20 protein-coding genes are annotated in these 23,248 nt (G+C 63.4%); 9 read left to right on the top strand and 11 right to left on the bottom strand.

All coding sequences use genetic code 11. From position 1 onward, the window contains the following. The first annotated feature begins 48 nt into the window (after positions 1-48). A complete protein-coding gene (gene selD / locus HMPREF3067_RS01360) occupies positions 49-1,035 on the top strand; it encodes a selenide, water dikinase SelD (protein ID WP_070767951.1) in 987 nt (328 codons plus the stop codon). On the opposite strand, the gene yedF is transcribed toward selD, so the two are convergent. The 6 genes from yedF to HMPREF3067_RS01325 all read right to left on the bottom strand — a co-directional run bounded on the left by yedF (position 1,032) and on the right by HMPREF3067_RS01325 (position 9,009). Then, positions 1,032-1,355, bottom strand: coding sequence for a sulfurtransferase-like selenium metabolism protein YedF (yedF, locus tag HMPREF3067_RS01355; protein ID WP_070767950.1), 324 nt, complete (start codon positions 1,353-1,355; stop codon positions 1,032-1,034). The two genes, selD and yedF, sit on opposite strands and share 4 nt — an antisense overlap. Then, positions 1,355-2,605: a selenium metabolism membrane protein YedE/FdhT gene (gene yedE, locus HMPREF3067_RS01350; protein WP_070767949.1), complete on the bottom strand. Its 1,251-nt coding sequence runs from the start codon at positions 2,603-2,605 to the stop codon at positions 1,355-1,357. The genes yedF and yedE overlap by 1 nt, the downstream gene beginning before the upstream one ends. Positions 2,606-2,734: 129 nt before the next feature. Then, a complete protein-coding gene (gene nrfD / locus HMPREF3067_RS01345) occupies positions 2,735-3,853 on the bottom strand; it encodes an NrfD/PsrC family molybdoenzyme membrane anchor subunit (protein ID WP_070767948.1) in 1,119 nt (372 codons plus the stop codon). Beyond that, positions 3,850-4,851 carry a 4Fe-4S dicluster domain-containing protein gene (locus HMPREF3067_RS01340; protein WP_070767962.1) on the bottom strand — a complete coding sequence of 334 codons (1,002 nt, stop codon included), beginning with the start codon at positions 4,849-4,851 and terminating at the stop codon, positions 3,850-3,852. The genes nrfD and HMPREF3067_RS01340 overlap by 4 nt, the downstream gene beginning before the upstream one ends. Before the next feature lie 72 nt (positions 4,852-4,923). Then, positions 4,924-8,202, bottom strand: coding sequence for a formate dehydrogenase-N subunit alpha (fdnG, locus tag HMPREF3067_RS01335; RefSeq protein WP_246819192.1), 3,279 nt, complete (start codon positions 8,200-8,202; stop codon positions 4,924-4,926). Positions 8,203-8,310: 108 nt separating this feature from the next. Further along, a complete protein-coding gene (locus tag HMPREF3067_RS01325) occupies positions 8,311-9,009 on the bottom strand; it encodes a PIG-L deacetylase family protein (protein ID WP_070767945.1) in 699 nt (232 codons plus the stop codon). Between the two features lie 150 nt (positions 9,010-9,159). On the opposite strand from HMPREF3067_RS01325, the gene HMPREF3067_RS01320 reads away from it, so the two are divergent. Beyond that, positions 9,160-10,548: a dicarboxylate/amino acid:cation symporter gene (locus tag HMPREF3067_RS01320; RefSeq protein WP_070767944.1), complete on the top strand. Its 1,389-nt coding sequence runs from the start codon at positions 9,160-9,162 to the stop codon at positions 10,546-10,548. A gap of 236 nt (positions 10,549-10,784) precedes the next feature. Here the strand turns inward: HMPREF3067_RS01320 and HMPREF3067_RS01315 are convergent, their stop codons facing one another. Beyond that, positions 10,785-11,996, bottom strand: coding sequence for an MFS transporter (locus HMPREF3067_RS01315; RefSeq protein WP_070767943.1), 1,212 nt, complete (start codon positions 11,994-11,996; stop codon positions 10,785-10,787). 249 nt (positions 11,997-12,245) lie between these two features. Further along, complete coding sequence (locus HMPREF3067_RS01310) at positions 12,246-13,190, bottom strand: PRC and DUF2382 domain-containing protein (protein ID WP_070767942.1); 945 nt, start codon at positions 13,188-13,190, stop codon at positions 12,246-12,248. A 456-nt stretch (positions 13,191-13,646) separates the two neighbouring features. Between HMPREF3067_RS01310 and HMPREF3067_RS01305 the strand changes: the two genes are divergently transcribed. Continuing rightward, complete coding sequence (locus HMPREF3067_RS01305; RefSeq protein WP_070767941.1) at positions 13,647-14,372, top strand: FadR/GntR family transcriptional regulator; 726 nt, start codon at positions 13,647-13,649, stop codon at positions 14,370-14,372. 67 nt (positions 14,373-14,439) lie between these two features. Here the strand turns inward: HMPREF3067_RS01305 and HMPREF3067_RS01300 are convergent, their stop codons facing one another. Next, positions 14,440-14,973, bottom strand: a complete 534-nt coding sequence (locus tag HMPREF3067_RS01300) for a type 1 glutamine amidotransferase domain-containing protein (RefSeq protein WP_070767940.1) — start codon at positions 14,971-14,973, stop codon at positions 14,440-14,442. Positions 14,974-15,130: 157 nt separating this feature from the next. Here HMPREF3067_RS01300 and HMPREF3067_RS11450 point away from each other — a divergent pair, with 157 nt between their 5' ends. The 3 genes from HMPREF3067_RS11450 (at position 15,131) to HMPREF3067_RS01290 (ending at position 18,406) form a co-directional block, all read left to right on the top strand. Beyond that, entirely contained in the window at positions 15,131-15,673 is a 543-nt protein-coding gene (locus tag HMPREF3067_RS11450) for a lactococcin 972 family bacteriocin (protein ID WP_246819191.1), read from the top strand. A 5-nt stretch (positions 15,674-15,678) separates the two neighbouring features. Further along, positions 15,679-17,685: a hypothetical protein gene (locus HMPREF3067_RS01295; RefSeq protein ID WP_070767939.1), complete on the top strand. Its 2,007-nt coding sequence runs from the start codon at positions 15,679-15,681 to the stop codon at positions 17,683-17,685. A 94-nt stretch (positions 17,686-17,779) separates the two neighbouring features. Further along, positions 17,780-18,406, top strand: coding sequence for an ATP-binding cassette domain-containing protein (locus tag HMPREF3067_RS01290; protein WP_070767961.1), 627 nt, complete (start codon positions 17,780-17,782; stop codon positions 18,404-18,406). Here HMPREF3067_RS01290 and HMPREF3067_RS01285 read toward each other — a convergent pair. After that, entirely contained in the window at positions 18,403-18,969 is a 567-nt protein-coding gene (locus tag HMPREF3067_RS01285) for a mismatch-specific DNA-glycosylase (RefSeq protein ID WP_070767938.1), read from the bottom strand. The genes HMPREF3067_RS01290 and HMPREF3067_RS01285 overlap by 4 nt on opposite strands. Before the next feature lie 41 nt (positions 18,970-19,010). On the opposite strand from HMPREF3067_RS01285, the gene HMPREF3067_RS11630 reads away from it, so the two are divergent. Continuing rightward, positions 19,011-19,439 carry a pyroglutamyl-peptidase I family protein gene (locus tag HMPREF3067_RS11630; RefSeq protein ID WP_083319075.1) on the top strand — a complete coding sequence of 143 codons (429 nt, stop codon included), beginning with the start codon at positions 19,011-19,013 and terminating at the stop codon, positions 19,437-19,439. Here the strand turns inward: HMPREF3067_RS11630 and ychF are convergent. Then, positions 19,436-20,521, bottom strand: a complete 1,086-nt coding sequence (gene ychF / locus HMPREF3067_RS01280) for a redox-regulated ATPase YchF (RefSeq protein WP_070767937.1) — start codon at positions 20,519-20,521, stop codon at positions 19,436-19,438. The two genes, HMPREF3067_RS11630 and ychF, sit on opposite strands and share 4 nt — an antisense overlap. A 157-nt stretch (positions 20,522-20,678) precedes the next feature. Here ychF and HMPREF3067_RS01275 point away from each other — a divergent pair, with 157 nt between their 5' ends. Beyond that, positions 20,679-22,025 (top strand): AI-2E family transporter, encoded by a 1,347-nt coding sequence (locus tag HMPREF3067_RS01275; RefSeq protein WP_246819194.1) that lies wholly within the window; start codon positions 20,679-20,681, stop codon positions 22,023-22,025. A gap of 35 nt (positions 22,026-22,060) precedes the next feature. Next, on the top strand, positions 22,061-23,179 hold the full coding sequence (locus HMPREF3067_RS01270; protein WP_070767936.1) for a DNA recombination protein RmuC: 1,119 nt from the start codon (positions 22,061-22,063) through the stop codon (positions 23,177-23,179). Positions 23,180-23,248: the final 69 nt, after the last annotated feature.

Here is a 23,248-nt window from a genome sequence, read left to right as displayed (position 1 = left end):
GGGTTACAGTTGTGCCGGCCCGGGGGCTGTGACGGGTAGGCTCGGGGCATGGACGATATCAAGCTGACCTCATTCGCAGCAGGCGGCGGTTGTGCCTGCAAGATCCCCGCCGGCGAGCTCGAATCCGCCGTCGAAGGCCTGGTAGGCCACGCGGACCCGAATGTCATCGTCGGGCTGGACGCCGGCGACGACGCCGCCGCGGTCAAGATCCAGAACGGGCTGGCAGTCATCTCCACCGCCGACTTTTTCACCCCTATGCTCAATGACCCTTATGACTGGGGTCGGGTCGCCGCGGCGAACGCGCTGAGCGACGTCTACGCGATGGGCGGCACGCCCGTTACCGCCATCAACCTCGTGGGCTGGCCGCGCGAGGTGCTGAGCTTGGACATCCTGCGCGAGGTGCTGCGCGGCGGCATGGACATTGCTGAGCAGGCCGGCATCTCGATTACCGGCGGGCACTCGATTACCGCGCCGGAGCCGCTCTACGGGCTCTCGGCCACGGGGATCGTGGACCCGGACAAGCTCATGCGCAACGATGCCGCCGAGGCGGGCTTGCCCATCACCCTGACTAAGCCCATCGGCGTCGGCATCTTGAACAACAAGCATAAGGCCACCGGCGAGGCCATCCCGTCGGCCGTCGAATCCATGACCACCCTGAACCGGGAGGCCGCCCAGGCAGCCACCCAGGCCGGTATCAAGGCCGCGACCGATATCACCGGCTTTGGCCTGCTGGGGCACCTATACAAGATGTGCCGGGCCTCCGGCATCGCGGCGGAGATTGATCTGTCGGCCGTGCCAGCCATCGATGGCGCCCGCGAGGCGCTGGCCGACGGCTTCATCCCGGGCGGCTCCCGCCGTAACCTGGACTGGGTTCGCCCGCACCTGGACGGCGGCGAGGCCAGCGAGGAAGACCTGATCTTCCTGGCCGACGCGCAGACCTCCGGCGGACTGCTGCTCATCGGCGAGGTGCCGGGCTACCCGGTCATCGGGCGTACCGTCCCGGCTAACGGAGAAACGCTGATTAGCGTGCGCTAGCGGCCCAGCTTATTTTTCAGCTTGCCCAGCAGACCCGGCTTGGTCTGCTGGGTTTTGTTATCCATGCGCGGCCCGGTGACGTGCTCACCGCGTTCGAAGACGAAGATCATGCGCGCGCCGGTGCGCTCCGGCTCGCCGACGAGGCGGTGGCCGGCGGCGGTGGCATCGTCAGGCACGTTGCGGAAGGCCTGCGGGCAGTCAGTGGTGATCTGCAGCTTCTGGCCCGGGTCCATGTCCTGCAGGGCGCTCAACGTCTGGATGACCGGGTAGGGGCAGGATTCGCCACAGAGGTCCAGCTCGAAATCGGGTAGCTCGTTCACTAGTTGTCCTTTCCGTACTGGGCGTCGAGGCGGCCACGGCGGTCGGTGCGCAGCGGGGCCTGCGCCAGCCACCACAGGCCGAGGGCGGCCACGGAGGCGATGAGTGCGAGCCACGGGCCCCAGGATTCGTAGAAGTTGAACTTGATGGCGTTGGCCACCAGGGCATCGTAAATGCCCCAGTGATCCCAACCATAGGCCAGGATGGTGGCGCCGATGATGTTGCCGGCGAAGGCAACCCAGGCCACCAGCTGGCCCTCCATCGCGCGGTACATCATACCGGTCTCGCAGGCGCCGGCGAAGATGATGCCGATGCCGAAGAGGAAGCCGCCGAGGACGGTGCCCCAGCCGGCCGGCTTGGTCAGCGGGGTGGCATCCGTGAGCAGCAGGACCGCGAAGGTCACGACGACCGCGGCAGCCAGGCCGATAATCAGCGAGTCCGCCAGCTTGGTCTTCTTGGTCACCCACAGGTCGCGGAACGCGGCGGTGAAGCAAATCTGGCCGCGCTGGATGAGCACGCCGAAGGCCAGGCCGAAGAGAACGGCCACGCCCAGCAGCGGCTGGCCGGAGGCGAAGTAGAAGGCGGCGATGACAAGCGTCACGATGGTCACGGCGATGCCCAGCCAGCGCTTGCGCTGCAGCTGCCGGCGCACGTCCGCCAGGCCCACCTTCGGGGTGTTGACCGGCTTGGGCTTGGAGGGCCCGCGCCACCACGGCATCTTGATGATCTTGACGCCCACGGCCGTGCCGACCGCGGTCATGATGGTAAAAAGCCAGGCGTGCAAGGAGAACTGCGGGATGCCGGTGAACATGGCGGCCAGGTTGCAGCCGAACGCCAGCCGGGCGCCGAAGCCGGCGATGATGCCGCCGCACAGGGCTTGGACCCAGCGGCGTTTCAGCGGCGGGATACGCCAGCGGAAATCGCCGGCGATGAGGGCGGCCACCAGGGAGCCGATGAGCATGGCGACGACGATCCAGCCGTCGGTGCGTTGGAGGGGGTTGCCCTCCATGGTGGTGACCTCCTGGTAGTACTTCCAGGACTGGATGTCCGCGCCCAGGGCTTCGACCAAGTGGCCGCCCAGGCGGGTGAATTCGCCGGTCACTGCCCAGACAGTGCCGGTCAAAAGGAAATAGAGACCACTGAGCACGCCCAAGATGGCGAACACGGGCCCAGGGGCAAGGCCTACGCGGCTGCGGTAGAAGGCGTCGTACGAGCGCTTGTCATAGGACGACTTCGTGCGGGGAATAGTCACGACTATGCAATCTTTCATTCGGTTATAGATCGTGCCGAAGGCTGGGTCCCGCCTTGGGCACACGAGCCAATATTATGCAGCCCTTTCCCCAGGCTGACAAACCGAAAACTAAGACTGCACCGCCCCCGCTTAGTCCGGGGTGACGACCGAGGTATCCAGGCCCTGCTCGGCGCGGCGTGCGGCGGCGCGGCGCTTCTGCGGGCCGATAGTGGTCATCGGGTCTTTGACCGCCTCCAGGCCCGCGTTGAGCACGCCGAAACGCGTGCACGCCGAGCCAGCCAGCAGACTCAGGCCGGAAGCGACCGCGCCCCACCGCGACTTGGTCAGCGCGGAGATCGCGGTGCCCACGCCCCCGGCAGCGATGAAGTACTCCGAGGCCTTCATCAGCTTGCCGGGCGTGCCCTTGTGCAGGGTCTCCCGCGGTTCCGGCTCCATGTTTTCTTCCATGACGCGGGTGGCAACCAAATCGCTGGCCGCGGCCATCATGCCGAGCGCCCGGGCCGGCCCGGCGAATTGCTGCGGGGTGGTCACCATCGCCAAGCCGGAAGCTGCCGCCGAGGCGGAGGAAACGAAGACGAAGGCCAGGTGACGCTTCGTGTCGTTCCAGGTGGGGTTCGAAGTATTACCCAGCAGCACGGCGGTGTAGCCCGCCAGCGGGCCGCCCAGCACCCCGGCGACGACACCGGCCGAGCCGGCGGCGCCGTGCACGGCCTTACGCGCGAACTTCGGCAGGGGGACGCGGCGTCCGGTGGCATCGTCAAGCTCGGACAGGGCCGGCAGCGACGCCGCCGTGGCGAAGGTAGCCAGGATCCAGGAGCCGATGCTCATGGGCGAGGTCACCTTGAATACACGGAACATGTTCAGCAGCCGCTCCGGGCGGCCCAGGTCGAGCACCAGGCAGACCGAGCCAGCCGCGGCCGCGCCGAAGGCGGAGATAGACGTCGAACGGCGCAGGGCGCGGTTGCCGGTGGCCTGCGCTCCCAGGGACAGCAGCGCCGAACCGCCGGAGACTCCGCCCAGGAACAGGTAGACGCCAATCGGCCACTCCCACGGTGGGGCCTTGACCACGGGCTTGCCGTAGTAGGAGGAGAACTCGAAGTCCTCCGCCATCCGCTGCTCCTTGGAGCCGTCCTGCGCGCCGGCGCCTACCTTGCCGCGCTTCTTGCGCTTCGGCTTGGTGCCGTCGAATTTCTTGTAGCGGTTGGCCCGCTCCGGCTGCGGGGGCCGGTACTCGTCGTATGCGCTCACTTCTTGCCTCCCAACACGAAGGATCCGGCGACCGCGAGCGCCATCGCACCGATGGCCTTCGCCGCCGTCTTGTACATCTGCGGCAGGTCCGCGGTGGGCACGCGCGGATCCGGCGGCAGGCCGTAGACCTCCGGCGAATCCAGCAGCAAGAACAGCGAACCGGTACCGCCGACGCCATCCTCCGAGTTAGCGCCGTAGAGGCGCGCCTCATGCAGGCCCTGCTCGTGCAGCTCACGCACGCGCTCCTGGGCGGCGGCAAGCATGTCGTCGTAGGTGCCGAACTGGATGGAATTGGTCGGGCAGGTCTTCGCGCACGCCGGCTCCTGCCCCATCTTCAGGCGGTCGTAGCACATGGTGCACTTCTGGGCCACGCCCAAGTTCTTCACCGGCATGGGCTGGCCCGCGGTGTGGTCGTCGCCCTGCGGCTTGAGCTGCTTGAGCTTGGCCAACACGTTGACCCCGGCGTGAGTGTGATCCTCATAGTCCACGGTCGCGGTCTTGTCCGTCTTCAGCGTCACGCCGCCGTCGTCGCGGCGTTCAATCACGCCGAACGGGCAGCCGGCCACGCAGGTGCCGCAGCCGTTGCAGACATCGTCCTGGACAACCACGGTGCCGAACTCGGTGCGGAAGAGCGCGCCCGTCGGGCACACGTCCAGGCAGCCGGCGTGGGTGCAGTGCTTGCACACGTCCGAGGACATCAGCCAGCGGAAATCTGGGGTATCCGGCGGGGTGGTGTCAATCTCCTTGTCCGCGCCGCCGATGGTGGGCATGCCCAGCGAAATGAGCTTGCGGCCCTCCTCGCGGGCTTCCTGAATGCGGTCGTCGCCCTGCTCTACGAACGCCACGTGGCGCCAGGTGTTCGCCCCCAGCGCGCCGGTGTTGTCGTAGGAGTTACCGGTGAGCTCGTAGCCCTCGACCGGGTTACGGTTCCACTCCTTGCAGGCGACCTCGCAGGCCTTGCAGCCGATGCACACGGAGGTGTCGGTGAAAAACGCCATGCGCGTATACGAGTCGTACCCGTGGGAGTGCTCGGTCAGCGCGTTGGAATTAGTGCCCAAAACGTTAGTCACCTAGAACTCCTTTCCTTCGTCATCCGCCGCGTTGCCAGCGGTCCGGTCCGTGCCGTTACCGCCGTCCTCGTCGGCATTTTTGGACTCGATGGTGAACTCATCGAGCACGTCGACCAACTGGTTGCCCGAATCCAGGTCCAGGTTGGCGCGGCGCTGATACTCGTGGAGTAGCTCCAGCTTGGCCTGGCCGCGCGGGCGGCGGCCCGGTCGGATATCGCAGGCGCCGATCTTCGAGTTCTGGATGAATACGTTCGGCTCCAACGTCAGCCCCAGCAGATCGTTCGGGCCGTCGCCGGCCACGACCGCGTTGTCGGAATCACCGTAGTGGAACGGCAGACCCAACTGGTGGAACTCCTGGCCATTGATGACCATCGGCTCCATACGATCGGTGACCAGCACCTGCGCCTCGATCACGCCACGCGGCGAGACAATAGTGGCCCAGCCGCCGTTTTCCAGGCCGCGCTTTTCCGCCAGGGCCTTGGAGACCTCGCAGAACAAGCCCGGCTGAAGCTCCGCCAGGTACGGCAGGCGGCGCGACATTGCACCCGAGGTGTACATCTCCGTCAGTCGGTACGTGGAGAAGACGAACGGGAAGACCTCGGATCCCGGCGTGCCGGCCTCCGGCTTCGACAGGTTGTCCGGGCGCTTGATGGTCAGGCGCGTCGGCGACTGCTGCTGCTTGTACAGGATGTTGCGCACCGGAGACTCATGCGGCTCGTAGTGCGTCGGCAGCGGGCCGTCCGACAGTCCCGACGGGGCGAACAGCCAGCCGCGGCCGTCGGTCTGCATGATGAAGGCATCCGTGCCATCCAAGGCGGCCGGGCCCACCGCATCGATGGGCGCCTTGTGGTCCGGCGGCAGCGTAGCCGGGAAGTCCGGCACGTCGTCGCCGACCCACTTGCCGGCCTCAGCGTCCCACCAGATGTACTTCTTGCGCTCCGACCACGGGGTACCGTCCGGCGCCGCCGATGCCCGGTTGTACAGGATACGGCGGTTCGCCGGCCACGCCCAGCCCCATTCCAGAGCGACCTCGTTCTGCTCCGAACCCGGGACCTTCTTGGCCGAGTGGTTGATGCCGTCCTTGTAGACGCCGGTGTAGATCCAGCAACCACCCGAGGTGGTGCCGTCCGCCTTCATCTCGGTGAACGCAGGCAGCAGTTGGCCCTTCTTCGGCCCCTCCAAGTAATAGCCGTTAATCTCCTTGAGGATGTCCTCCGAGTGTGGCTCGCCTTCCTCGTTTTCCTCGTAGTTCCACGCCAGCGCCTGGATGGCGCGGTCGCGCGGGTCGGTGGAGTCAGCCAAGCGCTCCTTGATCTTCTTACCCAACTGGTAGAAGAACCACAGCTCGCTGGTGGCCTCCCCCGGCGCATCGACAGCCTTGAAACGCCACTGCAGCATGCGCTGCGTCTGCGTGAAGGTACCTGCCTTTTCCACGTGGGTGGCCGCCGGCATGAGGAAGACCTCCGTACCGATCTCTTCCGTCTTGAGCTCGCCGGTCTTAATCTCCGGGGAGTCGTGCCAGAAGGAGGCGGTCTCAATCTCCTGGAAGTCGCGGACCACCAGCCACTTCAGCGCGGCCAGGCCACGGCGCTGCATACCGCCGTTGGACTGTGCGACCGCCGGGTTCTGGCCGAAGACCAGGTAGCCCTCGACCTGCCCGTCCAGCATGCCCATGAGCGTCTCGTAGGTCGAGTGCGCCCCGGAGATGCGCGGCATCATGTCGAAGCCCCAGTTGTTGTCCTTCGTGGCGGCGTCGCCGAAATAAGACTTCATCAGGGACACGGCGTAGTTTTCACCAATCTGCCAGAAGCCCTTCGAGCCCCGCTTGGCGAAGTTGGCCACGTAGCTGTCCCAGCCGTCGTCTTGGACGTGCGGCATGGGCAGGTAGCCCGGCAGGTTGTTAAACAGCGTCGGGATATCCGTCGAGCCCTGGATGGAGGCGTGCCCACGCAGCGCCATGATGCCCGAGCCCGGGCGGCCGACGTTGCCCATCAGCAGCTGCAGGATAGCCGCCGTGCGGATGAACTGCGCGCCGAGGGTGTGCTGGGTAAAGCCCAAAGCGTAGGCGAAGCAGGTCGTGCGATCCGGCTTGGAGTTATCCGCGATCGACTGCGCCAGGTAGTAGAAGTCCTCCTGCGAGATACCGCAGGTCTCCTCCACGATCTCCGGCGTGTAGCGGGAGTAGTGACGCTTGAGAATCTGGAACACCGAGTTCGGGTGCTGCAGGGTCTCGTCGCGCTCCACGTTCCACGCCTGCCCCTCATCCTTCTTGACGTACTGCCACGAGTCATTGACGTACTTGCCGGTCTCCGGGTCGAAGCCGGAGAACAGCCCGTCCAAGTCCTCAGTGTCCAGGTAGTCCTCACTGATGATGGTCGGCGCGTTGGTGTAGTTGACCACGTAGTCGTGGAAGTACAGATCGTTGTCGATCATGTACTTGATCAACGCCCCCAGCAGCACCACGTCCGTGCCGCCGCGGATACCGATGTGCCGGTTCGCGAAGGCAGAGGTACGCGTGTACCGCGGGTCCACGTGGATGATGCGGGCACCACGCTTCTTGGCCTCAACCACCCACTGGAAGCCCACCGGGTGGCACTCGGCCATGTTCGACCCCTCAATGACAATGCAGTCCGCATTCGCCATATCCTGCAGCGGCTGGGTTGCGCCGCCGCGGCCAAACGAAGTTCCCAAACTGGGAACGGTGGCGGAGTGTCATATGCGGGCCTGATTTTCGACCTGCACCGCGCCCGTGGCGGTAAACAGCTTCTTAATCAGGTAGTTTTCCTCGTTATCGAGCGTTGCACCGCCCAGGCCAGCCACACCCATGGTGCGGTTGAGTGGACGGCCGTAGTCGTCCGTGTCCTGCCAGCCGTTGCGGCGGGACTCCAGATAGCGGTCCGCAATCATTTCCATCGCGGTATCCGTGTCTAGGTCCTGCCACTCGGTGGCGTACGGCGCGCGGTACTTGATGGTGGTCAGGCGGGATTCGGAGTTGATCAGCTGCTCCGAGGCCGAGCCCTTTGGGCACAGGCGCCCGCGCGAGACCGGCGAATCCGGATCGCCCTCGATCTGGATAACCTTGTTGTCTTTGACGTAGACGCGCTGGGAACAACCCACCGCGCAGTAGGGGCACACGGACTGGACAACCTTGTCCGCCTCCGCGGTCCGGCCGTGCAGGTGCTGGCTCTTCGCGGACTGGGTATTCACGTCCCGTCCGAAGGCGTCACCCGAGCGGAACTGGCGCACCACTGGCCAGTTGAGAGGGCTAAATTTAGACATGCCCTAAACTTACGGCGCACACCCTCCAATTTCCAGAAAGGCTATCCTAATTAAGCCCGGTTTAAGCCACGGCCACGGCTTTTCGTTGCCGCGTCAATTTCCCGCGACCTAGACCGGATCGTAGACGCGGACCCGCAGCCCGTAGCCGCCGCCGTCCAACGCCACCATCTGCGGGATGAAATCCTCCGGCCGCGGGTGGTCGGGTAACTCTTTTAGGTAGCGCTTGTGCTCGCTCAATGATGCCACCCCACCAGCCACCGCGTCCTCACTCAGCGTCTGGACGTGGGTGCTGTCCGGGTCGTTAGCCACCAGCAGCCGCTGCGCCTTGTGGGCCGGCAGGCCCAAGTCTTGGAAGATCCAGGGGTTGTCAGCGTCCCGGATGGCGTCAATCATGGACACGCCCACCGCGCGGTGATCGACGTGGTTCAACCCCCACCGCGCCTGCAGGCCGTACATCATGATGGCGACGGTGTCCGGCTTAAACTTCCGGATCTTGGTGGCAATGGCCCGGCGCACCTGCGGCGAGGCCTCCACCAACCCGTCCGGGAAGTCCAGGATTTCCAAGTCCTCGACCCCGACGGCCGCGCAGGCGCGCCGCTGCTCCTCGGCGCGCAGCGGACCACATTCTTCCGGCGGCAGGCTCCTAATCCCGGCCTCGCCTGCAGTGACCAGCAGGTAGGCCACCTCCTTGCCGGCGTCAATCCATTGCTTTGCCGCGCAGGAAATCCCGTACTCGGCATCATCCGGGTGCGCCACCACCACGAGAATGCGTTCCAGCTGCGAATCGTCCAGTATCTCAAGGCCCATATTCCCATTCCGCCAGGAGCTTTCACCACCGGCCAGGGACCACAGGATTGTGCGATTGACCTGCCAGGGTCTAAGGTAGAACAGGCAATCAAAAGAACTACCCTGTCTATTTTTCCTAACCTAGTCGGTTCATTTTAAAGAAGGTTTCTCATGTCCTCTTCCACACCGTCGTCCGCAGCCACGCCTGCCGACGACAAGAACACCCGCGGCTCCTCCGGCCTACCCAAGTGGGCCACCGGCTTCGGTGCCCAAGTTATCGCCGGCCTGATTGTCGGCCTTATCCTCGGCTTTATCGCCGCCGGCATGGGCGGCACCTCCGAGAATCCCAACTGGCTGACCTCCCTGCTCACTGGCGTCGGCTCCGCCTACGTCCAGCTCCTCAAGGTCATGGTGCCGCCGCTCATCTTCGCCGCGGTCATCACCTCGGTCGCCAACCTGCGCAAGGTCGCCAACGCTGCGTCCCTGGCGATTTCCACCCTCATCTGGTTCGCCATCACCGCCCTGATTTCCGTAGTCATCGGCATCCTCGTCGCCGTCGTCATGAAGCCGGGCGTGGGCACCACCGTGGACGCGACCACCGCCGCGGAACCGAGCAACGTCGGCTCCTGGCTGGGCTTTATCCAATCCATCGTCCCGGAAAACTTCATCGGCCTGGGCGCTTCCTTCAGCGACAACGAGGTCTCGCTGAGCTTCGGCGCCCTGCAGATCCTCGTCGTCTCCCTGGCGCTCGGTATCGCCGCCGTCAAGGCCGGCAAGGCCGCCGACCCGTTCCTGAACTTCACCGAGTCCTTCCTCAAGGTCATCCAGGTCGTACTGTGGTGGATCATCCGCCTGGCGCCTATCGGTACCGCCGCGCTCATCGGTAAGGCGGTCTCCTCCTACGGCTGGGACGCCCTCGCCTCCTTGGGCAAGTTCGTCCTCGCCATGTACGTCGGCCTGGCCCTGGTCATCCTGGTCGTCTACCCCGCCGTTCTGGCCTACAACCGCATCCCGGTCATGGGCTTCTACAAGCGCGTTTGGCCCGTGTTCTCCCTGGGCTTTGTCACCCGTTCCTCCATGGGCGTTATGCCGGTAACCCAGCGCTTCACCGAAAAGGCCATGGGAGTGCCGCGCGAATACGCTTCCTTCGCCATCCCGCTGGGCGCGACCACCAAGATGGACGGCTGCGCCTCCATCTACCCGGCCATCGCCGCCATCTTCGTCGCCCAGTTCTACGACATCCCGCTGAGCCCGACCCAGTACCTGCTCATCATCTTCGTATCGGTCATCGGCTCCGCAGCCACCGCGGGCACCACCGGCGCGACCGTCATGCTGACTCTGACGCTATCCACCCTGGGCCTGCCGCTGGCCGGCGTCGGCCTCCTGCTGGCCATCGAACCCATCATCGACATGGGCCGCACCGCCGTCAACGTCACCGGCCAGTCCGTGTGCGCCACCATCGTCGCCAAGCGCGCCGGCATCCAGGACAAGCAAGTCTGGGACGCCGCCGAGCACGGCGTCGGCGACATCATCGAGCCGTCCAAGCAACCCGCCGCCTAAACCGGCACCAAATGAACTAGCCCCTTCGGGGGCTTTTTTCATGCCCTTTTCACCTTCATGAACCCTTCGCGGCCACCAGCAAGGACCGGCTACACCAGAATCCGCTCCCCGTGAGCGCGAAGGGCACACCCTCCCGGCCGCCGGGTATCAATCTCCCCCTTCATGAACCCTTCGCGGTCACCGGCAAGGCCCAGCCATGCAAAAATCTGCTCCCCGTGAGCGCGAAGGGCGCACCCCTAAATGTCTTCGGTGTGCAAGTTGCTCCCCTTGGCGGCATCGGTGCGACCGTGCACGAGGTAATAAACGCACCCCGCCACCACGATGAGGCCGGCGAGCAACCAGTACATGGCCGAGTAGCCGGTCGAAGTAATGAGCATGCCCAGGAAAATCGGGCCCAGCCCCACGCCTAGGTCAAGGAAGAGGAACATAGTTGAGATGCCGGCGCCCATTTCCTCGCGCTTAACGAGGCGCACGGAAATAGCTTGCACGGCCGGCATGATGGAGCCGTAGCCCAAGCCCACGAGCGCACCAGCGATAACCACGTGCCAGTCGGCGGTCGCGGTGGCCAGCAGAACGAGGCCGGCGATAAAGCCGGCCAGCGTGATGTAGATGACGCTGTTGTCACCGCGGCGGTCCTGGAGGCGCCCCAGGAAGAAACGCATGGCGAAGGTCATCGCGGCGTAGGCGATGAAGAACAGCCCTGCGCCGGCGGTCAGGCCGGTCGCGTGCGCATAAGAGTTAAGGAAGGTAACCACGCCGGCATAACCGATGCCAACCAGGAACATGAACAAGCCGATGGGCGCGACCCGCGGGTGGACCACCGAGGCCAAGGTGAACTTCGGCCGGTAGTCGCGGTTGTTCTCCGGAACCTTAAGGAACCAGGCGACAACCAGATCGATGACGGTCAACGCGGAGACGACCACGAACATCGTGGTATACCCCGGCCCGTTGGCCAGGAAGAGGCCAACGGCCGGGCCGACTGCCGTTGCCAGGGTGGTACCGAGTGCGAAGTAGCCGGTACCTTCGGCGCGCTTGCGGTTCGGGATGACTGCCTGGGCCACGGCCATAATCGCCGTGGAGGCCACCGCGTAGCCCACACCGTGGATGAAGCGAACGGGAATCAGTACCGCCAGCGAGTGCGCTGGGAAGTACAAAGCACAGCTGACCACAACCAACACCAGCGACACCATGAGCGAGGAGCGGCGCCCCACAGTGTCGACCACGTAGCCGGAGAAAAGCCGGGCTACGGTGGCGCCCACGACGAAGGAGCTAGCGGCGAAGCCGCCGGCGGTATCGGAGGCACCAAACTGGGTGACGGCGTAGACCGCCATCGTGGTGATCAGGATGTAGAAGACCAGAAACTGCGCGAAATTGACGATCCACGCGAGGATGAAAGTCGGGTTAAGAAGCTTGTCGTTGTCGGCGTGCGTTACGGACGTATGGGTCACCTTCTTGAGTTTTCGGAAGCTGCGCACGGCAGCGGGAACTACTGGAACCGAAATACCTTACCAGTATCCTTGGACCGCCGGCGCACCGCCCCACCGGCCACAATGGCGAACATGGGCCTACAGCCGGCACGAAACCGGCAGGTAAAAGGCCGCAGCCAGTACCAAACGGGCGGACAAAATACCGCAGGCAGCACAAAACCCCGGCAGGCGCAGGGCCTGCCGGGGCGTGCTAGTCAGACGAGGAAGTGTTTACTTCTTGTCCTGGGTACCGATGCCGTCGGTGTCGATCTGCTCCTTGCGCAGCTCCTCGGTGTGGCGCTGGGTCTCGGTGACCTGCTCCTTGTTGAGGTTGATCTTCTCGACCGGGACGGTCTCCTTGTTCACGTCAACGCGCTCTTCGTGCAGGGTAACGGAAGCCTCGTCGGTGTCGCCGTCCTTGATCTCACCGGTAAAGTTAGCGGCTTCTTCCTCGGAGATCGGGGTGCGCTCGACGCGGACCTCTTCGTGGGTGACCGGAACCTCGACGGTCTCGGTGTCGGTGACCACGTACTTGCGCAGGCGAGCCTCGCCGGTGGCAACATTTTCCTTGTTAACGTTGAGCTGCTCCTCGGAACGGATCATGGAGCCGTCGTTGGTGGCAGCGGTGCGGTCGTTAGCGGCGGCCTGACGGTCAGCGGTTGCAGCCTCGCGGTCAGCAACGTTCTTGTCAGCTGCGTGCTCGCCAGCAACCTTCTTCTCGTCAGCAGCGGTGCGCTCGCCGGCAACACCAGCGCCTGCAACACCCGCGCCAGCGCCAGCGCCGGCAACGCCAGCGGTGCCGGCGTCGGTGCGACCCTGCTCGCGGTTAACGTCGCGGTTGGCGTCGCGGTACTCGGTGCGGTCCTCGGCCTGCTCCAGGCCGTAGTGGCGGAAGATGTCGTTCTGCTGTTCCGGGGTCAGTGCGGAGTCGGAATCGAAGTCCGGGGCATCCTTGATGCGATCCTTGGAGAATGCCAGACGCAGCTCGTCGCCGTTGAAGTCGTGGCCGCGCAGCGGGACCAGGCTGCTGTTCATGCCGAACAGACCGTGCTTGACATCCACGAAGGTGGGCTTACCGGTATTGTCGTCCACGAAGATCTCATTTACGTCGCCGAGCTTCTCGCCGTCCTTGTCGTAGGCGGTAGCGTTGAGCAGGTCCTTGATGTCCTTAGACATTAGTCACACTTTCCTCTCGGTTAGTTATTGGTAATTTCGTCTGTCGGAAACACACGGCCTACACCCGTGATTTGCTTTCCTCTCACCGGTGTAGTTAACTTATTCGCTTTTCCGTGCTGTCCACCAAGGTACGCGCCCAGCTCAATATCGCCATGAAAAAGTCTGTATTTTCCATGAATGGCCGCAAAATGGGGCCGTAATCGCAGGCCAGACCTTTGATAACAAATCGGCTACATTTGATTCACACCGGATGTTTACAGTGTCTCGCGTCGCATAAGTGTCGTTTATAGGGCTCCGGACACACTACCCCCGCGGCCCGGCCACCAAATATTTCCACCACCGAACCAACACCGAACCAACACCGAAACAACTCACGCCACTTAGCACGCACCGACTAAACTAAAAGGAACTGAAACCGCCGGCCCCGAGCTAGAAAGCTAGAAAGTCAGTCCCTCCATGTTCAACCACTCCGGCGCCGCCGCCCATGCCGTGACCGGCATTATCAACTACATCCGCTCCCGGCGGCTGACCACCGGCGATATGCTGCCCTCCGAGGCCGCGCTGTGCGAGGAACTGGGCTGTTCCCGCTCCAGCGTGCGCGAGGCGGTGCGCACCCTGTCAAGTCTGGACATCGTCGAGGTGCGCCACGGCCACGGCACCTACGTGGCCGATATGTCCCTGTCCCCCATGGTCACGAGCATGGTCTTCCGCATCGTTTTGGACACGGACCACTTCCTCGAGCGCCTCCTGGACGTGGTCAACACCCGCCAGGCCCTCGACCTATGGATGACCGATGACCTGGTCAGCCACTACCGCGGCGAGGACATGTCCCAGCTACAGACCATCGTCGAGCGCATGCGCGCCCGGCGCGCCAAGGGGGAATTGTTCACCCGCGAGGACCGCGCCTTCCACGCCCAGCTGGTTTCGGTATCATCCAACCCACTCATCAAAGAGCTTTCCGATGCCTTCTGGCAGGTCCACATGGCCGTCCTTCCGCACGTGCGCATCGCCCTTTCGGAAAACCTCGATCTGACCGTCGAGGCCCACCAGGACATCATCAACGCCCTCTACGCCGGCGATGCCGAAGCCTACCGCCGCGTCGTCGTCGAGCACTACTCCCCGCTCAAACGCGCCATCGACCGCCACACCATGGGAAATCGCTCTAGCGCGCGCCCGACCTAGAGAACTAGACACGCAAAACCCGGCCGCGGAAGCGAAGCTCCAGCAACCGGGCATCGTCAAGCAGGGTCTAGTGCTGCCCCTCTGCGATCTCCTCAACCAGCTTATCGTTGAAGGCCGGCAGATCGTCCGGCGTGCGGGAGCTAACCAGGCCTTGGTCGCAGACGACCTCGTCGTCGACCCAGGTAGCGCCCGCGTTGCGCAGGTCCGTCTGTAGGGACGGGAAGGAGGTCAGGGTGCGGCCCTTGAGCACGTCCGCATCCGTGAGGATCCAGGCGCCGTGGCAGATGACGCCGAGAGGCAGGTACGCGTCAACGTGCTTTCCTACCAGCTCAACCGCGTCCTTGTCCATGCGTAGCGCATCCGCGTTGCCGGTGCCCCCGGGCAGGATGATGCCGTCGAAAGACTCACCCTTGGCCAGGGCCGTGGTGGTATCGACGTCGACCTTGGTACCATTCTTGCCCTCGATGACGCCGCCCTTCGGGGCGATAATCTTCACGGTCGCGCCCGCGTTCTTCACTGCCTCGACCGGGGAGGTCAGCTCCGAATCCTCGAAGCCGTCGGTAGCGATAACCGCAACGGTCTTGTTGGACAGATCGGCCACAACAATCACTCCTTGAAATTCGAAAGTAACGTACGGCCCCCGATCGTAGGCGCCCTTTTTCGTTCTTACAGAAGCCCTCCGTACGCGGTGAATTCAAGACAAAACGAACCGGAGTCGGCAACCGCCCTACCAGCCTAAGTCCCACCAAGCCAAAGGCGTGCGAAAAGTACCGATTAAATTAGAAAACTGTTTCTATTCCTATTTTTATTCACCTGCAGTAGTCTTCCTTTTGAGGCAATCCCGCCTCATTTCCTCTCTCAAAGGAGACTGTTATGACCCCCCAAAAAAGCGCACTCGGCAGTTTGCAGCGCTGCTGATTGCCTCTGTTCTAAGCGTGTCCGTATCTAACTCAGCCGTTGCTTCCGCAGAAGAATTTCAAGATCAAGGCACCAAGGGAGGCTTCGCTTCCGGAGTGATGGCCGAGCTACTCGGCGAAGCAGCACCCGCCATCACAACCTACTGGGCATCAGCCGGTCGGAAGGTTCGCTACCCCGCAGGTGGCGGTACCTGGGAGTACGGTTTCTGGAACGCTAAGGCCCGTTCCTATTTCACCGTGAATCGCTGTCATACTTCGACTGTGACAGTCAACGGCAGAACGCAACGAAGCATCAACACCCGCGGCGGCCAGAAGTCGATCGCCGAGCTTTGGGCGACGAATTTGCCGGGCACTAAGGACAGCTACTACTACAACTTCTGCTAGAACTCATGCGCATTCGACCCCTAGTACTTGGACTTTTGAGCCTACTTCTTGTTGCAGTCATCGCGACCACTGGGTGGCTGCTGACTGCCCTGGTTGACTCCACCAAGCCCTTGTCCTTAGGGGTCGAATCAACCTTTAGCCTTGATTACGTCGAACCTAAGACTCCTCTCGCGAAGGAACTTGAGTCCGACTACGCACCGACGGTAATCCGTAACTCATTGGTTTCATTGGCTGAGGAGAATGACTACTTCATTTACCGGCTGACTGGCGCCGATGACGCAAGTGGGACTTCCCACGAAGTTTTCATCCCGCTGGAACAGGATTATCCATCTCCAGAACGCATTCCCCGACTCAACCGGCCTGATGCCTTGAGGCAAGCGACCAGTGAACTTAGGTCGCTGGATTACCACGGTGACTACGTCTTGGTTCCAAAAGAGACGGGCGGCGATGTTAGCCAATTCTATGAGTCTGCTAAGTACGCGGGGCTCAGGTTGAGCGAAAAGACGCAGTTTTTCCACCTCATCCAATCGATCGTGTTCCGCCTACCCGCGTTGGTGGCGATCCTGCTTCTATTTGTCGTTTCCCTTTTTGCCCTGGTATTTGTTCTTCGGCTTTCCGGTCTTAGATTGGCAGCGCTGCGCACAATAAATGGAGGGCACCGCAGTCAAAAAGGCAATTGGCGGCAATGGGCCTTTGTCATCCTCCCGCACCTAGTTCTCATTGGCCTTGCGAGTACATTCCTCGCCCGCCAAGGGAGCTATTCTTTTGCCTTCCTGTTCCTCAGGTTCTACGCCGCCGGGATAGGCTTGGCCTTGGCCACCACCGGTTTGGCCGTAGCCGTCACCGCCCCATTGTTGCGCCGCGCAGTAGCGCTGCTGGCGCAGCGTGCCCCCGCAGAGAAGGCGGCGGGAAAAGCGCTGAAAGTAATTTCGGTCTTTACCTGCGTGACCTTTGTAGCAGCGGGTCTTAGCTCAGCGGCTGCGCTCCGCTCCTACCAGCAGGAATCCGAGGCCCAGCAGACCTGGAAATCTCTCGCGGAGTTTGGAGCCTTGCATTTTCAAACCAACTTCGACGGCCCTGCTGGCCGCGCGGACGAAGGCGAGCTCTTGCCGCCCAGTGTGCAGCAGAACTTCCGCGACTTCGCCCTCAGCTGGGAACGGGAGCACGGGGCTGTCCTCAGCCATACTTTGCCGAAAGAAGCTACCGGTGTGCCGGACTCCTGCCCCGTGGCACTTGCCAACCGCCAATGGCACGATCTGCAGGATTATCAGTTCCGTCCCGGAGACGACAACCACTCGGCCGACTATTCCGCAGCCCAAGAGCATTTCGCAGCTTCCGTGGATCTGTGGGCTCAGGAATCCGGCGACCTGCTCCTTAAGTCTGCACAAATTGGACCGGTCAGTGCCGATCATGCGGTCGGATTCATTAGTGGAACAATGTCGGGGGAACTGGTTCCCGGCGATTGTTTTTACGTGCTTGAAACGGACGATCTATCCGGCTTCGACACAGACTTCCTAAGCTCCACAGCTTCGAGTAAAAATTTGCTCTTCGCGGATTTCTCGGAACTGGGTCCAGAACTTACCGCTGCCGGCCTCGAAGGCTACGTGTACCCGGTACACGCGGCCGATCGCGGTCTGGCCGAACTAGTAGCCAGCACGGCACTGTTCTGGCTGAGTATCCTGAGCGCCCTCGGAGCTTTGCTCGCCACGCTTGCGGCCTTGATAGTCCAGGCGCGCATCCAGCTCCGAGTTCACCGTCGCCTCCTGGTACTCCTCCACAGCGCTGGGCAATCACCGGACAAAACGATGTGGCGACTATTCAAAAGCCAACTGGTCAGCCTGACAGTTGTCGTCATATTGTCCGTGCTGGCTCCGCTACTGCTTCCCAACCCGTTCCTCTACACCTTCACCGCGCTAAGCTGCCTTGTCTTAATCGTCTACCTCGGTTTTGTCCGTCTCAGTATTTCTCAGCACATGTACACCGTCCCTAGGAGTCACAATGCCATTGGCTAGCCCCAATCAGTCCCCCACTCTGCCGCCGGAGATTTCCACCTCTCATCTCTGTCTCGCCGCGGAGTCGACTTTTTCTGTGGGGCACAGCACGCGGATGGTAAAGAAGTCCCTCGTGGAAAATGCAACGTTTTCCCTATCCGGGCCGGGCTTTGTGGCCATGTCCGGGGCCAGCGGTTCCGGAAAGACTTTGCTGCTCAACACCTTGGCCGGCCTCCTGCCTCCGGCTGACGGCCTCATCCGGATAGACGGCGAGAATGCCTCCGCGTGGAAGATGAAGCGGAGGCGGAGGTTCTGGCGAGAACGCGCAGCGATAATCCACCAAGACCACGGAATCATTCCCGAACTAAGCTGCGAAGATAACCTCACCCTCGGGCTGTCCAGAAAACAATACTCCAAAGAAGAATTGCTTCACCCCCTTGGCGAAGTCGGTCTTGATGTCCCCCTCGATGGGCCGGCAGCTATTCTCAGCGGAGGCGAGCAGCAGCGGCTGGCCATCGCCCGAGCCCTGCTCCGCGGCGCGGCTTATGTCTTCGCGGACGAGCCGACCGCCTCCCTCGATCCCACAAACCGTGACCAAGTTATCGCGCTCCTGCGGCGAGCTGCGGACGGGGGCGCACTCGTTCTGGCCGCCACGCACGATGCCGCAGTTATTGCTGCCGCTGACAATACCCTGCGTATTAATGATTGCCAGGCCACAGTCTCCGGCTCCGCGCGGGATTAAATCGCGATACCCGCGGCCTTGGCCACCTGCCGGTACCCGGCCGCATGGTCCGCGACGCTGGCGTGGGCGTTAAGTCCGCTGGGGTTGTCGAGCACAAACAGGCGAGTGCCCTCCCACGGCGAGTCCTGCTCCCCGATGGCCGCCTTGGGCAGGCTAAAAGCCTTGCGGTAGGCGGTAATCCCCAGTACGGCCACGACCTTTGGGTGGTGTGTGCTAACGATGTCGTCCAGGCGCGCCGGGGCCTGTCGCAGCTCGTCGGTGGTTAGCTCGTCGGCGCGGGCGGTGGCGCGCGGAACGAGGTTGGACACGCCGATGCCTCGTTCTTGCAGCTCGGCAAAGTCGGCGTCCGCGTAGCCGCCCGCGGCATCGAACTGGTGGGTAGTCAACCCAGCTCGGAAAAGGGCCGGATAGAACCGGTTACCCGGGCGGGCGAAGTGCGCGCCGGTAGCGGCGGTCCACAGGCTCGGGTTGATGCCGACGAACAACAAACGCAACGGCTCCGGCAGCAGATCCGGCACGATGGCGCCGCGGTAGGCGGCCAGTTCTTCTTGGCTAAAACGCATAAGCCCCAGGCTAGTCCCGAAAGCCACTAGACTTTGGCACCATGCCTTCCCTGTTGGTCACCGCCTTCGGCCCATTCGGGCCGAGCTCCTACAATCCGACGAGCGCGGCATTGCCCGGCATCGAAAGCGCGCTTGCCGATGCCGCCGACGTCACCACCGCCGTACTGCCCGTGGAGTTCGCCGCGGCCCGGGAACAATTGGACAAGCTCATCGCCGGCCACAGCCCGGATTTCGTCGTGTGCTTAGGCCTGGCGGAATCCCGCCACCGGAGCGCTCACCAGGGAGGGACTCACGCAGGACGACATCACGGCCGGCATCGTCGCTGCCTTGCGGGCGCTAGTCACCGGCGCCGCGGACGAGGAGGACAGCACCCCTCCGCCCGCCGGTCACGTGGATTAGGGGCACTCGCCACATATAAAAATCCGGCCCAGGCACACACTGCACTGGGCCGGAAAAGCATTAAGGCTTAGACGTTGAACTTAAAGTCCACGACGTCGCCGTCCTGCATAATGTAGTCCTTGCCTTCCTGGCGGACCTTGCCGTGGTTGCGGGCCTCGGCCATGGAGCCTGCGGCATCGAGGTCTTCGAAGGAGACGATCTCGGCCTTGATGAAGCCCTTCTCGAAGTCGGAGTGGATAACGCCGGCGGCCTGCGGGGCGGTATCGCCCTGGTGAATGGTCCAGGCGCGGGACTCCTTCGGGCCGGCCGTCAGGTAGGTCTGCAGGCCAAGGGTGTTGAAACCGGCCTTAGCCAGGGTCTGCAGGCCCGGCTCGGTCTGGCCGACCGACTCGAGCAGCTCGAGGGCCTCGTCGTCGTCCAGCTCCAGCAGCTCGGTCTCAGTCTTGGCATCCAGGAAGACGCAGTCGGCCGGGGCGACCAGCTGGCGCAGCTTATCCTTCTTGGCCTCGTCGGTAAGCACCTCTTCGTGCGAGTTGAACACGTAGAGGAACGGCTTCGCCGTCATCAGGTGCAGCTCCTTGAGGAGGTCGAGGTCGACCTTGCCGTCCTTGGCGGCGGCGAACAAGGTGGTGTCGTCCTCCAGGATCTCCTGGGCCTTCTTGGTCTCCTCGACGGTCTCGGCTAGGTCCTTGTTCTTCTTTGCCTCCTTCTCTAGCCGTGGCAGGGCCTTTTCGATGGTCTGGAGGTCGGCCAGGATGAGTTCGGTGTTGATGACCGAGATATCGCTGGTCGGGTTGACCTGGCCGTCGACGTGGATGACGTTGTCGTCGGAGAAGGCGCGCACAACCTGGCAGATGGCGTCGGCCTCGCGGATATTGGACAGGAAGGCGTTACCCATGCCTTCGCCCTCAGAAGCACCCTTGACGATGCCGGCAATGTCTACGAAGGAAACCGTCGCTGGCAGAATGCGCTCCGAGGAGTAGATGTCCGCCAAGCGGTTCAGGCGCGCATCGGGAAGCTCCACCAAGCCCACGTTGGGCTCGATGGTGGCGAACGGGTAGTTCGCCGCCAAGATGTCGCTGCGGGTCAGGGCGTTAAACAGCGTGGACTTGCCAACGTTGGGCAATCCGACAATTCCTAATGTAAGACTCACGTGCCCAATCCTAACGCACCGAGGGCCGGTAGCGGACAGCCGGTTGCAGGTATTTCCCATTCTTACGCCCTTTTAAGGCAAGATAGTGAACGTGAGTTCTCAAGAAGATGAAGCCGCTAACCCGGCCTTAACCTCCGCGGAGGACCAACAGAAGTTACTGAAGTCGGTCTCTCCCCACCCACCGGGCGACCAGGTCGACCGCTTGGTCGTGCTCGGGCACTACATCCGCAGCACCGCCCTGTGGTCGGTGCGCATCTTCGTCATTGGGCTGCTCATGTACGCCCTCGGCTGGCTCATCGGCAGTTTCTGGCAGGGGATCCTGCCGGTCATCTTGGCTCTGATCGTCTGTACGGTGTTGGCACCGTTTGCCGGCTGGCTGCGACGCCACCGCTTCCCCGCCTCCCTCGCCGCGGCGATTACCATGCTGACCTTCGTGGCGCTGGTCGGTGGCCTCATCGCGTTCATCGCACCGGATTTCGCGCGCCAGTCGCAGTCGCTGTACCTGCAGACCGTCGAGGGCATCCAGCGCCTGCAACTGTGGGCGCAGGGGCCGCCGCTGAACCTGGACAGCGACGACATGGGCCAGTACATCGACGATATTGCTTCCTGGCTCCAGGCCCAGGCCGGCGATATCGCCGGGTCCGTGTTCACCGGCATCGGCACGGCGACCTCCCTACTGATTACCCTGGTGATCGTCACCGTGCTGACGTTCTTCTTCCTCAAGGACGGGCACAAGTTCCTTCCCTGGCTGCGCGAGAGCGTCGGCCGCCGCGCCGGCTGGCACCTGACCGAGCTGTTCACACGCGGCTGGAACACGCTGGGCGGGTTCATCCGGGCCCAGGCGCTGGTCTCCGGCATCGATGCCATCTTCATCGGCGGCGGCCTCGCCATTATCGGCGTGCCGCTGGCGATGGCCCTGGCGATCATCACCTTCATCGCCGGGTTCATCCCGTTCATCGGCGCCATCGTGGCGGGAGCGCTGTCCGTGACCATCGCCCTGGTCTCCCTGGGCTTTACCGAGGCCCTCATGGTGCTCGGCTTAGTCCTGCTGGTCCAGCAGCTGGAAGGCAACGTGCTCTCGCCGTGGCTGCAGGCCCGCGCGATGAGCCTGCACCCGGTTATCGTCCTGGTCTCCGTCACGCTGGGTTCGGCGCTCTTCGATCTGGTCGGCGCCTTCCTCGCCGTGCCCGCCGCGGCGATGATCGCGGTGGCCTACCGCTACGTCCAAGACATCCTCATGCTGCAGTCCGGTGAAAAAACCACCGACGACGTCGAGTTCTCCACCATGGCCGGCTACCTCGTTGGCCGCGTCAAGCAGGAGCAGGGCCTGCGCCAGCGCCAGGATTGGCGCGAGAAAGCCCCCGAGCCCGACAGCGCGGACGTGAGCGAACTGGTCGATCTGAGCTCTCCGCCGCCGGAGTACGAGCGCCCGGCGGCCCGCACCGGAATCCGCAGACTGAAGGATAAAATCGCGCGGATGTTCGAAACGCGGGAGGAATCTTAAGACTTCCGTCCGGCGGGTGTGCGAAGTTAGAAGGCATGAGTACTTCCACGCTCGCCACGGTTGCCTTTCTTCTCATCAGTGTGGCGCTCGGAGCCGTCCTCGGCTGGCTCGGGCACGCCCACTGGCAGCGCCGGCAACCCACCGCCGCCACGGCCGGCCCCAGCGCCGCCGAACAACAGCAGGCCGCCCTGCAGGCCTCCCAGCAGCGGCGCGCCGACGTCGCCGAATCACTAGCTCCCCTAGAAAAGGCCATGGACCGGCTGGGCCTGCACCTGCGGGAGCTGGAAGCTGACCGCGCCAGCGAGTTTTCCTCCCTGCGCGGCCAGGTCCAGGCAATGATGCGCACCTCTCCCCGCCTGTCCGATAGGACCGACCAGCTGGTCACCGCCCTGCGCTCGCCCAATGTGCGCGGCCGGTGGGGCGAGATGCAGCTCGAGCGCGTAGTCGAACTGGGCGGCATGGTCAAGCACGTGGACTTTAACCCGCAGGTCTCCGCCCACTTCGGCAGCCACCAGGTCCGCCCAGACCTGCTCATCCACTTGAGCGGCGGGCGCCACATTGTCGTCGACGCGAAGGTGCCGTTTAGCTCCTACCTCGACGCGCTGGAGGCCCAGGACCCGGAGGAACACGCGGCCTTCCTGCGCCACCACGTCCACCAGATGCGCAACCACATCACCACGCTGTCGGGCAAGGACTACATCGAGGCTTTCCAACCCACCCCGGAATTCGTGGTCCTGTTCGTGCCCGCGGATCCCTTCTTGGACGCCGCTCTCAGCGTGGACCCCGAGCTATTGGAATTCGCCTTCTCCCGCAACATCGTCATCGCGACCCCCACCACGCTGTTCGCCCTGCTGCGTACCGTGGCGTTGGGCTGGCGGCAGGAGGATCTCTCCGACAAGGCCCGGGAGGTCCAGCGCCTGGGTCGCGAGCTCTACAGCCGTGTCAACACCGTGGGCGAGCACTTCAACAAGGTGGGCCGCAACCTGGAAAAGGCGGTCGATGCCTTCAACTCCACGCTGGGTTCCTTCGACAGCCGCGTCATGGTCACCTCCCGGCGGCTCGCGGAGATGGACATCCCCGCCCGCACGGACAAGCACCCGCCGCAGATTTCCCCGGTGGAGTCCTCGCCGCGCCACGCCGCCGAGTCCGATTAGCCTTTAGCTCCCCGCCTGCTCCCGGCCCCGGCCCGAAAACTCCGCCCCTGCCTGGGAGACTTAGGGCAC

The sequence above is a fragment of the Corynebacterium sp. HMSC04H06 genome, assembly GCF_001815935.1.
Lineage (GTDB): Bacteria > Actinomycetota > Actinomycetes > Mycobacteriales > Mycobacteriaceae > Corynebacterium.
This window is presented reverse-complemented; position numbering and strand designations above follow the sequence as displayed.